Below are 13,103 nucleotides of genomic sequence, written 5' to 3' on the forward strand. Positions count from 1 at the left end.
TTATCTATTTATTTGATACTTCCATTTTTCGTGCAAGGCGAACATTGGACAAAGCAATATCTGCTAACGTCACTTGATGTGCAGGAGAAAATGTGTTGTCTTTTATAGGAAACAGACCTAATTTGTTCGCTAGAGCAACGTAGCCGATGTATCGTTTCTGGACTTGCGCTGCATCTTTAAATGGCAGCGTATAGATATCACTATGTTTCGCTGCTAAATCCAAGTCAAGTGCGCGAATGTACCAAAACGCCAGCTCTTCATTTGTGATGGTTTCATCTGCCGAAAACGTTTCTTGTGTTGTATCTATAATCTTTTGCTGGGCTGCCAACTCAACAATTGAATATAACGGATGATCCTTCGTAATATTCGAGAAAGTCGGCTTCTCTTGGTGCTCAGTACGCTCGAATTCATAGTAATGCATAATTGATCTCATAAGCACCTCAAGCGCTTCTCCTTTTGTTAAAGGGAGATCAGCATTAAATGTATCCGGATCTGTCACTTTAATGATTCCTGCTTGGATTAAATGATTTAATTCTTTTTCAGCGGTTGGATGTGACACTTTCACTTCTGTACCATTCTGCCCTTGGTATTCACTAGATTTTTTCCATTCTCCGGTAATCGCATCATAGTAATGAAACTGATTTTCAAATTCCCAGAAGTATACTAAAGAATAATGATTTTTTTCAGGAGCAGTTTTTGTATAAGCCATTTTTACTTTCAGTTGATCCAAGTAATCATGTAATGCCTTTTCCCTAGAAACTACCTTTTCGGCACTTGGCCACTCTTTTATATTTGGTGATTGAACATTGTAGTGACTCATAGAACCATCACTTTTAATCGTTATATTGATAGAGTCTCCTATGACTTGGATACCATTTTTGACTTTAGGAAATGATAGATAAAACTCCCCTTGGCGAGACTGCTTCAATTCACCATGTGTTGGGTAAGAATATTCGTGCATAATGGATGGTGAATATTTTTTTATGAAAGCAATCGCTCTCTCCACGGCTTGACTATATGTTATCTTTCCTGTTTTGCCGGCATCCTTCGTTTTACCAAAAACATCCTCAGAAATATCATAAAAACTTACTACTTCACCTGTATTCTTGTCAATTTCTATACTTGTTCCATGACCTGAGTTTCTGCTTTGATACATATACTGAACAGAGTAAACCGTTTTGCCTAACAATTTATTTTCTTGTTCCGATACACTCTCAATAATCAGCTTAATATCATCATTGCCCGGTCTCAGTAGCTTTTCGGCAATTGCCTTTGCCTCTTTGTCTGTAATGGGCTTGGCTCCTTCTTTAATCGGGGCATCCGATAACATTTTTATTTTGCTTGAATCAGGTAATTTATCCGTAAATTCTTGTCCGATTAACCACTTTCTACTTTTAGCATGCATAGCATCAATAGGTCTTTCTACTCCATATACCAGCTCTACTTGTGTCTCTTCATTACGATAATCATAGTCAACCATATATTGTAAGGTGACATCAAAATTGTCCTTTATTTGTTGTAAAGCCGTTTCAGCTTTGACAAAGTTACTTTTTTCTTCATATGTCACATTCTTCTTTTGATGTTCTCCGCTATTGAACTCAACGATTTCTCCATTCCCCAGAACCGTAATATTCATATTTTGACCCATAACAGGGACATCATTTTTCAATTGTTCAAAAGCGAATTGATAACGGACTGGTTCTGTCAGATTTGTCGGTACCTGATTATATATTGGATGATTATCATTCAATCGATATGAATCGTTCGAATAATGACTTTTGATAAATTTTACCGCAATTTCAAGAGCCTCTTTCTCTGTTACCTTCGCAGGAAAAAGAGCATCTTTTACATCTGAAGGTGAATAATAGAATGACTGAAGGTCAAGATTTTCACCGACAAATTCAACGCCGCCATACACTTGCTTGCCCGCATATTCTTTGTGGAATGAGAGATGATAGCGGATAGTGTCTTCGTTATCTTCTGTATAGCGATGTCCTGTGTCAAAATGAAAGTCCTTACTTGTCAAAGAATCGAACTTGCCAGGAAACAATTTCTTTAATTTTTGAATAAGAACCTCTTTATTAATCTCTGAGTCTACATTAGCAATCATAATCATTGGCTTTTCCTGGCTTTGGGTATGTAATTCACTTGCAAACGTTTGTGACGAAAATGCACCAAAAGACAGTGCAGCAGTTATCGATAGCGTCCCCAACTTTGTTACTTTCAAAAGATAGTCCCCCTTTTTATCCCTATTAACCTTTAGATAATAACATATTTTACTATAAAAACCAATTTTTACATATTTTATCTTCGAGTTATACCAAGTAAACTAATCTTTTTTGTGAATAGACCAGATACTAAAATAAAGCTGATTTAATATTTTGATAAAATCAAAATGACCCTGGCTCAATGCCCAGGGTCATTTATTATTAGCTTATCTTTTTTCCATATTATATAATCATGGATGCTTAAAAAATTGACTATTCGTTACGATAAACATATGGATCGGACGGTTCATTAATTTTCTTCCAATTCGTCACCTTCAAGATCGGAATCGTTTTTTTGAACGGTTGATAATACATTGTGCTGATTGTCCCTTGTACGCTCACCCATTCATCATTTTCAAAATGGGTTCCTTCCGGAAACTCCACCAGCATCCCGAATACTCCGGAATCGGCTACACAGTGAATGACACCAAAACGGAAAACGAAAAACTGATTTTCATGCATTTCATTTGTATGAAACGTAAACCCTTTAAATTCAATCGTCTTATCCATGAACTCACCTGTATGGTTATAGAGGATTTCCATTCCGGTCAAGAAGTTATCGTCATTTAACGCCACTCTATCAAGCCGCGTATACTTTGGCAATTGTTCTCCCATCATTTCATCATAACCTTTTTTGCCATAGTAGACGCTTGTGTCCGGCTGCAGAAATTGATGCTGCTCATAAGGACTCTCATTGTCGTACATCGGAAAGTGAAACCCTTTCGCTTCAACAATATCAGAATTCAGCGTAGCTACCGGAAAAAACAATGCTGTAACAACCGGAAAGATATAAACAGGATAGGACAGCCACTTTTGCCATTTTCCAGTGGAATGATGGTGCCCATGGTCACATCCGCATTCACCGCAGCCCTCCTCATGTTCATCTTCCTTCATATAGAAATATAAAGCTGCAATTGTTAAAAAGAACAGCAAAAAAATCGTACTAAACGAAATCCATGAATACTTCATATTTACATATTTTGAGATATTACCCGTTGCATGCAGATGCATGAATACGAACGTAAATCCCAGCAAAATAATCACACGAAACATACTCGCTCACCTCTTTCAATCAAATGAGAAGAATGGAACCGATAAAAACGAATATCGCTACATATAGAAACAAATACAGGACAAATCGCGCTTTAAATTGTCCAAGCATCATTAACGTGTTTTTGATGTCAAACATCGGCCCGAACACCAGAAAAGCAACAATGGATCCTTCCGAAAAGGTACTGCGAAACGAGGAAGCAATAAACGCATCCGCTTCAGAACATAAAGACAGCACATATGCCAGCCCCATCATGACAAACGTAGATGAATATTCCCCGCTGCCGATGTCCAGTAAGATTGACGTTTTCACGAATGTTTGCATCGCAGCGGCGACAAATGCTCCAATGATAAGAAATTTCCCGACGGAAAAAAATTCATCGATCGTATGTTTAATGGTTCCGCTAATTTTCGTTTTAAAGTTGGCATAATGGTGGACATGTGCATGATGATCATTCTTCACCTGCGAATCCTTGAATTGAATGGACAAGATAAGACCTACAAGCAAGGCAACAAGAAACGCCAAACCACCGCGGTTCAGCATCATGCCCCAATCGTTCCCAAACGCAACATACGTTGAAAACAAGACAACCGGATTAATGACAGGTCCTGTCAGCATGAATGGAATGGCCGCATGCAGCGGCACCCCTTTTGCCATCAAACGGCGGGTAATCGGAACGATCCCGCATTCGCAGGCTGGAAATAATGCACCCAAAAAGGCCGCCCATATGACGGAAAGAAATTTATTTTTCGGAATAGCCTTTGCCATCATTTCCTCTGTTACAAACATTTGAATGATGCCGGAAATAACCACCCCAATCAACACGAAAGGTAATGATTCTATCAATAAACTAATAAAAATTGTATTCAGTTGTAAGAAAGATTCGTATGTCATAAGACTCCTCACCCAGTTACTCTTTATTTTTCAAATACCGACTCCATCCATTTTAGCGAAAATGATTGGTTTATGCAAAAAAATTTCATTAAGGCAAAATTATACTATCCATGAAAGAATTCACTTCTTTTTTTATAAAAATATCCCCCACTGGTATTTAGACATGAAAAAGAAGAGGAATAAACGTTTATCCTCTTCTTTTTCATGTTCTGTATCTTTTTAATCCATCCTAGGTTAACTCAGTATGAGAAGCAATCGCCTGTGAAAGCGTCGATTTAATCGATATTTTGTCAAAGGATAATCCTAGTTGCAAAGCGGTCATTGCGATTTCAGGTCTGATACCTGATATCGTCGATTTCACTCCGAGAAGCTCTAGCGCCTCAATCAACTGAAAGATTTGATGGGCAACCATCGTATCGACCATCACGACCCCTGATAAGTCGATATAAAGATGGGCTACACGGTTGCCGGCACATTGTTTAAGCGTATTTTCCAAAATCATTTTCGCCCTTGCCGTATCGATATCCCCTACTAATGGAAGCAACGCGGTGTCGTTATTAAGTGTAATAACGGGCGAACTTAGCTCATTGATCATTTCCTGCTGGGCTTTTAGCTGGATATTTGAATACTTATGGAACCCTTCCACAAATTTAAGTATTGTAATATCAAGACCTTTAATAATAAGCCCATTCCATTTATCCACGTCATTTTGATCAATTTCTCCGTCATATTCGCTGACAAATTTTTTTATATAGTCCAGATACTGTGCCCGAACTCTCATAAATTCTCTAATAATATAATGAATGGGTGTTCTCAAATGTTGGCTATCTTTTGCAATTTTGACGACCCACTCTTCAAGTGAGCGAAAAAAAGAGGATTCCTCTTTAACAAAGATATCAGCAAAATAAAGATGGAACTCATAATTTTGTTCTTTTAACGTTTGAACTACTTCCAGGTCTGCCGAAGCATAAACGGATGCAGGATCGTTGTCTTTCAAGGAACCGTGCCATTCTTCTGTTAGCTGCCGGGCATGGTTTAATAAAAAAGTACGTAACGCATGATTCTTCTCCAATTTCATTCCCCTTCCAAACACCTTCGTCATTCCCATCCATCTGTCAGGTTGGAAGAAATGAGATGATTCTGCTCTAATAGGCAATAAAATTCTCACTGGTTGAAGGTTGACTTTAGATTTTGCTATTTTCCAAAGTATAACATACCTGCTCTCTTTCAGTGAATGATTCGCTTGAAGACTATTCTACTATATAAATTGATTTAGAAGATTTGACATGACCAAAGAACGGCCCTGTCTATTCTTCTAACCCTTAGGGGCGGATTCAAGTTATCTGGACCACCGATTGTGAATTGCTCTGGATAAAAATGAAGACGTGTCGAGTTATTACGTGGAATGTATATAGATGCATCGACACGAAAACGAAGGCCCTTCGCTGTAAAAGAGACCTTCGTTTTCGTGATTTATTAGCATGGAAGTTTCCTACTATATAATTAGAAAGATTTTTTCATTAATTGGTTTCTGGATTTTTATTATCCAGCTCGTCCTTTTTCTCGCCGTCACTGATGCCATTGTCTTGGTCGACTCCATCACCGACTCCACTGTCTTCCATTTCTTGCTCGATTTCATTTGCTTCTTGCTCAGCTTTTTGTTCTGCTTGCTCCATTTCTGTTTCAGCTTGTTTTTCAGTTTCGTTCACTTCAGCTTCATTTTCTTTATCCAGCTCATCTTGTTGCTCTCCGTCGCTGACGCCGTTATCCTGGTCGACTCCATCGCCGCACGCGGTTAATCCTCCAAGTGTTAATGCTGCAGCCATTCCCCCAACTAGTAGTTTTTTGTTCCAAATTGATTTCATCATTAGTTCCTCCTTCTGTTCTTTACAAAGTAAGTATGTACAGAAGAATTACCCCGCTTCTTTTTGCTTTAAACATATATTTCATGTAAATCATAATATTAATATTTGAACAAGAGAAAAAGAAGCAAGAAACGGGCTTTTCTTATCCCGTTACGCTCTAACACCAAACATTCGTTCAGCAGGAATCATTCAAGTAAATGGCTCTCTGATCGTTCTTGGAAAGCTATTGCTTTTCCCTTGACAAAGGTAATGTAATGGTGAAGGTGGTTCCAGTGTTGACCTTGCTATCCGCATGAATGGTCCCTTCATGGCTTTCGATAATTTGGAAACAAACCATCAGACCAAGACCCGTTCCTTTTTCTTTTGTGGTATAAAAGGGTTCTCCTATCCTGCTCAATAGTTCTTTTGGGATACCGTTCCCTTGATCTTGGATTTGAATAACAATATTTTCTTTCATTTCTTTTATAGTAAGAACGATACTTCCAGCACTGTCCATCGCGTCTATTGCGTTTTTAATCAAATTGATGAAGACTTGCTTCATTTTCGTATTTTCACAGTTCAAATACAGTTCCTCGCAATTTGCTTGTTTGATTATCTCTATATTTTTCATATTTGCCTGAGGGGTTAATAGCACTATGACATCGTCAATTAGCTGAATGATATTATAACTTCTTTTATTGTCAGAATGGGGCTTTGCAAGAGTTAACAACTCACTTGAAATTTGCTCGATCCGAGAAAGTTCCCCCTCTATCACGCTATAATACAGTTCTTCTCCCTCATTCGTGGCCTTCAGCATATGAAAAAAACCTTTAATGGCAGTCAAAGGGTTACGTAATTCATGCGCAATACTTGCCGCAAGCTCTCCTACAATATTCATTTTCTCAGAACGGATCATTAACATTTCATTTTCTTTCTCGTGGGTAATATCTACAAAAGAGTGCAAAATGGCGGGTTCTTCCTCATAAGTTATCTCGATAGATTTTACTAGGTATTGTCTTACATTACCATTCTTAAAGCTAAATTGATGTTCTCGCGGAATCCTATTATGGGGGGTAACAACATTTTTATCATAGTCTTCAAAAAATATGTACAGTTGATCTTCTACTCCAAGATTCCCTTCTCTAATCGAGAATTGTTCCTGTGCTACACCGTTTAGAAAAAGGATACTGGCTTCCCTCCTAATAATGGTAGGTATGGGCAATTCGTCTATAATATTTCGAAGTTTTTGCTCATTTTGTATAATCAACTCGTTGTTTAATTTAACAAGACTATTCTCTATCATTAAATGATTGTTTCGATCTCGAAGTTTCTTATTTTGTTTTTCCAGTCTTCGCAGCCTTTCCATTTCTTCATTAGACGGAAAATAAAGATGTTCTCTTTTGTACAAAGGAGATAAACAATATTCACTATCTGTCATAAAATGAGTATGTGTCTTCATTAACTCATTCTGGACGTAGGCAGGTATGATTAAACCGTTGTATGCACAGACCGAAATCATTTTGTTTTTGGAAATGAATTCTTCACAATTACATTCATATATTCTTAGTTTTTCTAAAGTAGATTCATTCTCCGGGAAGGGAACGCAGCCCCAGGTTCGTATTGTATAGCCTTTCTCAAGAAAGGGCATAAGCAAGCTAATTAGCTTTTCGTCACCATTCACATTAAACTGATCTCCTACCATATACATTTCCGTACTGTCCATAAAAATGACATTGTGGAGGAGAGCCGTAACAAGCCTCTTTGATTTCACTGCATCCTTAACTTGTCCGATCAACTCTTTTGTCTCAACAAATAGAATAACCTCATTTTTGGCTAGTCCTTCGAGGATAAAACTAATGGCATTAGCAATGTATTTATCGACTTCATTATAGATATAAAGAATATGGGCTCTTCCTTCTAGAGCTGATGAATGATTTGTCAATGTATTAATTCGGTGTACACCATGCATATCTCATTCTCCTAACCATTTCTTGTCATCAATTATACCCGGATTTTCCTGCCTTAATAGTATCATTTAATCTTTAAAAAAACTTAAATTTTATTTATTTTCTTAATATTAAAAAATATTGAGTGATTCTTCCCTTTCTATTACATACGAACGACTGTTTTACATGATAGGAATGCTGCTCTGGTTGCTCTATAAAAAGAAGGCAGCTCATTTTGAAGAGGTGCACATGCAGTTGAACATGGGGATACATATGGATTCGATAGAGTTTAAACATTAAAAAAGGGCCGAACATTCTCTTGTAAATGCTCGGCCCTTTTGGTGAGAAGCGTAAGATTGCTTATCAGCCTGTATTGCGAAGCCCTGCTGCAACGCCGTTAATGGTGAGCAGCACTTCACGTAATAGCTGGCTTGCCCCTTCGTCATTTTCCGCCTTGCCGCGAAGCTCTGAAATCAATTGCACTTGAAGGAAGTTCAATGGATCGACATATGGATTGCGAAGCTTGACCGATTCTTTAATGTTTGGAATATGATCAAGCAGATCTGCTTGTCCTGTAATATGCAGAACCATTTCTTTCGTTTGATTGTATTCATTCAGGATTTCGCCGAAGATTCTTTTTTCGACCGTTTCGTCTTTGACCATATCCGCATATTCTTTTGCTGTTGTCACATCCGCTTTTGTTAATGCCATTTGCAGATTATCGATTGTGGAACGGAAAAACGGCCAGTTGCAATACATCTGCTGCAGCAGCTCCAAGTTTTCTTGCTTTTCGGCAAAACGCTTCAAGCCCGTGCCTGCGGCAAACCATGCCGGAAGCAGTTGGCGGCTTTGTGTCCATGCAAACACCCACGGAATGGCCCGCAAATCTTCAAAACGTCCGCTTCCCTTTCGGCTCATCGGTCTTGAACCGATATTAAGCGCTCCAAGCTCAAGTAAAGGTGTCGCCTGCTTAAAGTACGTCAAAAAGTCTGGATCTTTAAAGACTAGAGATTGGTATTTCTCCAATGCGATCGCTGAAATTTCATCCATTGCCTGCTCCCATTCAGTAGAACGAGAAAAGTTTTGTTCCGCCTCCTTTGAAACACGGGCAATTGCTGTCAGCAAAGTAGAAGTGGCCTGTTCCAAGCCGCGATAGGCAATGTCAGGAAGCAAATAACGAGAAGATAGAACTTCCCCTTGCTCTGTGATTTTCACGCCGTCTCCCAATGTTTCGGCCGGCTGTGATAATAGGCTGCGTGTAAGAGGACCGCCCCCGCGTCCCAATGAGCCCCCGCGTCCATGGAAAAACTTCAAGCGAACATCATACTTTTTCGCCATATCGTGGATTTCCTGCTGCGCCTTATATAATTTCCAGTTCGCCGTCAGCGTTCCGCCGTCTTTACTGCTGTCCGAATAGCCAAGCATAATTTCCTGCAAATCGTTGCGGACGGATAGATGCTTGCGGTATAAATCCATTTGGAACAATTGTTCCATCATCTTCGGTCCGAATGTTAAATCATCAATTGTTTCAAGCAATGGTGCGATATGCAGCTTGCTTGTAACCCGTCCATCCGGATACACGCGGTACAATCCCACTTCTTTTGCTAACACAAGTACCTCTAACAGGTCGCTTGCTGATTGCGTCATACTGATTAAATATACTTCAATGGCACGGTCACCAAATTCCTCATGCGCTCGTCTAATCATTCGGAACACTTCGATGATTTCCTGCGTTTCCGGTGAAAATTTGTCGAAAATGGAAATTAACGGCCTTCTGTCTTGCAGAACATTCGTTAACACACGTACCTTCTCTTCTTCCGTCAATGCCTTATAATCAGAGGCAATGTTGACGTTTTGGAAGATTTCAGCAATTGCTGCTTCATGCTCACCGCTATGGTTTCGGATATCAAGAGACGCTAGGTGGAAGCCGAACAGTTCCACTTGGCGAACCAATTTTTGCAGCAGTTTCAGCGTATAACCGTTTGGATGGTGCGCTTCAATGCTTTTTTGGATAATCGATAAATCATGAAGGAGCTCTTCAGATGATGTGTAGCCGTTGCTGTCTTTGCCGACATTTTGCAGCTTCTTCAGCATAATTGTGACTTTACAGCGATATACTTCATCCTCGTTCCGCCATTTTTCGTTTTCTTCAAGCAATCCTTTTTCCTTTTCGATGGATGCTAAAAGCTCGTCGCTGACCTTCACCCTTCTAGTTGAGTGGCTTAATCGTTTTTGCAGTTCTTGCAGCCCCTCTTTATATTTACTTAACGCTAAATGGCGTTGTCTTTGCAGCGTTTTCCACGTCGTTTCAGCCGTTACATTCGGGTTCCCGTCACGGTCGCCGCCAATCCATGAACCAAATCGAAGGAATGTAGGAACATGCCATTTTTGATCGTATTGTTCAAAAAGCAGCTGCTCTAAATCTTGATGGATTTGCGGCAGTACATCAAATAACGTTTCGTCAAAATAATACAGTCCGTTTGAAACCTCATTCATGACCGTCAGCTTTTGGTCTCTCAGTTCATCTGTTTGCCATAGCGCCGTAATTTCATTAAACAAACTTTCTTCAAGTGCCTGTTTCTCGCGTTTTGAGCACGGTTGATCCAATTGCTGCAATAAACGCGCGATTCGCTGATGGATTTGCAGCACGGTTCGTCTTGTCGCTTCTGTCGGATGCGCTGTGATGATAAGCTCGAGCGATAGTGTTTGCAGGAGCTCTGTCACCATGTCGGGAGAAACTTGATTTTCCGCCAAAGAAGCAACCCCTTCTTCAAGAGAACCGGGTTGGATCGCGGTCTCCTCCAAATATTGATATTCACGGCGCCTGCGGATACGGTGGTTTTGTTCGGCCACATTCACAAGTTGAAGATAAATCGAAAAAAAGCGAATGACTTGCTGTCTTAACGGCGATTGTAACTGGCGCATTTCCTCTTTTAGCTGTGCATACGTAGAAGAATCGTTATCCTCGCGCAATGTTTTTGCCATCGTTCGAATGTTTTCTATTTTATCAACTAGAGCTTGTCCGCCTTCATGAAGGAGAACTTGATCCAGTAGTTGTCCGAGGAATTTTGCATCTTCCGCTAATGGGTTGATTGAGTTCTCTTTCTTTTCCGATAATGTCACTGTCATGTTTCCCCTCACCTTTCAAAATAGTATCGTCATGTTTTTCATGATGATACTGGATACTTGACTTATTACAGTCGTTCTCCCCCTCATATTTATGAGTTCCAAACCTCACTTGGACACAATACGTCCCAAAAGGACGTATTGCGTCCCTATTAAAGTGAATGATACCATCATTACTATAGTGTTTTTTATTCTACCAGTGTTGAACTTTTTTCACAATAAGTTATTATATTTTTTAGAATTTTTATTTAATTGGTTGTTTATTCCCAGCGGTTCTTAGAAGCGAAATACGGTTTTCTCTTCAGATGTAAAAGATGGGTTGGCACGTACGCTTTTTTTCTGCCAAGGGGAATAGTTCAAGGAAAGGCTTAACCTTATTTCCTTCGATAAAGCTTATGTTATAATGTTGTCGAGAAAAGGCCCGTCCTGCGGGATACTTTGAGAGGAGCATACGAAATATGACAGATAACAGGAAATTTATCGGGTATGTAGGAACCTACACAAAAGGCGACAGCAAAGGAATCTATACGTTTACGCTCGATACGGAAGCGGCGAAAATTACGGATGTGAAAGAAGCAGCGCACTTGGAGAACCCTACATATGTCACCGTCAGCCAAAATAATCAATATCTTTATGCAGTCGTCAAAAAAGGAGATACAGGCGGTGTAGCCGCTTATTCCATTGACCAGCAAACGGGAGCACTGACAGCACTAAACGACCAAGTATTAGAAGGAGCTTCCCCTTGTCATGTGAGCATTGACAGCAAAAATCGCCATGTCGTGACAGCCAATTACCATAAAGGAACGATTGAATCGTATGTTGTCAATCAAGAGGATGGAACCGTTCAACCGGCTATCTCCATTATGCAGCATAAAGGATCCGGCCCGAATCAAGAAAGACAGGAAAAACCACACGCACATTATGCCGGATTTACGCCTGACGAAAAATATGTAGCGGGCGTTGATTTAGGAACCGATGAACTCATTACATATGAAATGAATGATGGTGTGTTAACAAAAGTGAACACATTGTCCGTCAAACCAGGAAGCGGACCAAGACATCTTGCGTTTCATCCGAACGGAAAATACGCCTATATCATGACAGAGCTCAGTTCAGAAGTCATTGTTTTAGCGTACAATGCAGAAAACGGCGTTTTTACCGAGCTGCAATACATTTCGACCATCCCTCAAGACTTTACGGAAAACAACCAGGGAAGCGCCATCCACCTCTCTTCTGACGGCCGCTTCGTATATGCCGGAAACCGCGGCCATGACAGCATTGCCGTCTTCTCTGTGAATCAAGAGTCCGGGGAGCTTACTTTTGTTGAACATACCTCAACGGAAGGAAATTGGCCTCGTGATTTCATGTTGGATCCAACGGAAAAATTCCTGATTGCCTCCAACCAGGAATCCCATAATCTTGTGTTATTTTCAAGAGACGAGGCGGCAGGAACATTGACGCTTCTTCAGTCTGATGTTACCGTCCCTTATCCGGTATGCATCAAGTTTTTCAATATGTAAATAATATAAGCATTCGGGAAGCGTCCTAATGGCCGCTTCCCGAATGCTTATGCAAGAACATTTGTGACCTTATTCAGGATGAACGAACAAAAAAGCACAAATGAGATAAAAATCAACCATAAACGTTAAATCCAGGAGAATCCTCTTCTATGGTCTCTTCTGTCGTCTTTATGGTCATCTCTTCGATCATCTTTTTTGTCATCCCAGAAATCATCGTTTTTAATGACTTTTACCTCGTCTGAACGGATAATCACTTTATCGGCATGGATTACCCTTACGTCATTACGATCGCCAATTCCTGCTACATCGTTGTCGTCGAATCGATGATGATGTTTTCTCTTATCATCTTCAATCACGATCACTTCGTCCGCACGAATCAACAATCTACCCACATTTGAACGATCGCTAATACCCGCTACGTCCTCATTGCGACGCCTTTTATCATCAGACATTCA

The 13,103-nt window shown here is 39.9% G+C and carries 9 protein-coding genes; 1 reads left to right on the plus strand and 8 read right to left on the minus strand.

Translation table 11 applies throughout. The annotated features are described in order from the left end of the window. Nucleotides 1-4 precede the first annotated feature (4 nt). From BK575_RS13995 to ppc, 7 genes are all read right to left on the minus strand, one after another. Nucleotides 5-2,227, minus strand: a complete 2,223-nt coding sequence (locus BK575_RS13995) for a YcdB/YcdC domain-containing protein (protein ID WP_078410921.1) — start codon at nucleotides 2,225-2,227, stop codon at nucleotides 5-7. 253 nt (nucleotides 2,228-2,480) lie between these two features. Further along, nucleotides 2,481-3,320, minus strand: coding sequence for a TIGR03943 family putative permease subunit (locus BK575_RS14000; protein WP_078410922.1), 840 nt, complete (start codon nucleotides 3,318-3,320; stop codon nucleotides 2,481-2,483). Nucleotides 3,321-3,339: 19 nt separating this feature from the next. Beyond that, nucleotides 3,340-4,212: a permease gene (locus tag BK575_RS14005; protein WP_078410923.1), complete on the minus strand. Its 873-nt coding sequence runs from the start codon at nucleotides 4,210-4,212 to the stop codon at nucleotides 3,340-3,342. Between the two features lie 229 nt (nucleotides 4,213-4,441). Next, nucleotides 4,442-5,284, minus strand: coding sequence for an STAS domain-containing protein (locus tag BK575_RS14010; protein WP_407984346.1), 843 nt, complete (start codon nucleotides 5,282-5,284; stop codon nucleotides 4,442-4,444). 448 nt (nucleotides 5,285-5,732) lie between these two features. Then, nucleotides 5,733-6,080 (minus strand): hypothetical protein, encoded by a 348-nt coding sequence (locus BK575_RS14015; RefSeq protein ID WP_139368039.1) that lies wholly within the window; start codon nucleotides 6,078-6,080, stop codon nucleotides 5,733-5,735. 220 nt (nucleotides 6,081-6,300) lie between these two features. Next, a complete protein-coding gene (locus BK575_RS14020) occupies nucleotides 6,301-8,025 on the minus strand; it encodes an ATP-binding protein (RefSeq protein ID WP_078410926.1) in 1,725 nt (574 codons plus the stop codon). A 340-nt stretch (nucleotides 8,026-8,365) separates the two neighbouring features. Beyond that, nucleotides 8,366-11,131 (minus strand): phosphoenolpyruvate carboxylase, encoded by a 2,766-nt coding sequence (ppc, locus tag BK575_RS14025; RefSeq protein ID WP_078410927.1) that lies wholly within the window; start codon nucleotides 11,129-11,131, stop codon nucleotides 8,366-8,368. 455 nt (nucleotides 11,132-11,586) lie between these two features. Here ppc and BK575_RS14030 point away from each other — a divergent pair, with 455 nt between their 5' ends. Next, nucleotides 11,587-12,648: a lactonase family protein gene (locus BK575_RS14030; RefSeq protein WP_078410928.1), complete on the plus strand. Its 1,062-nt coding sequence runs from the start codon at nucleotides 11,587-11,589 to the stop codon at nucleotides 12,646-12,648. 125 nt (nucleotides 12,649-12,773) lie between these two features. Here BK575_RS14030 and BK575_RS14035 read toward each other — a convergent pair whose 3' ends face one another. Beyond that, entirely contained in the window at nucleotides 12,774-13,100 is a 327-nt protein-coding gene (locus BK575_RS14035; protein WP_078410929.1) for a hypothetical protein, read from the minus strand. Between the last annotated feature and the right edge of the window lie 3 nt (nucleotides 13,101-13,103).

Source organism: Priestia abyssalis, assembly GCF_002019595.1.
Lineage (GTDB): Bacteria > Bacillota > Bacilli > Bacillales > Bacillaceae_H > Bacillus_BA > Bacillus_BA abyssalis.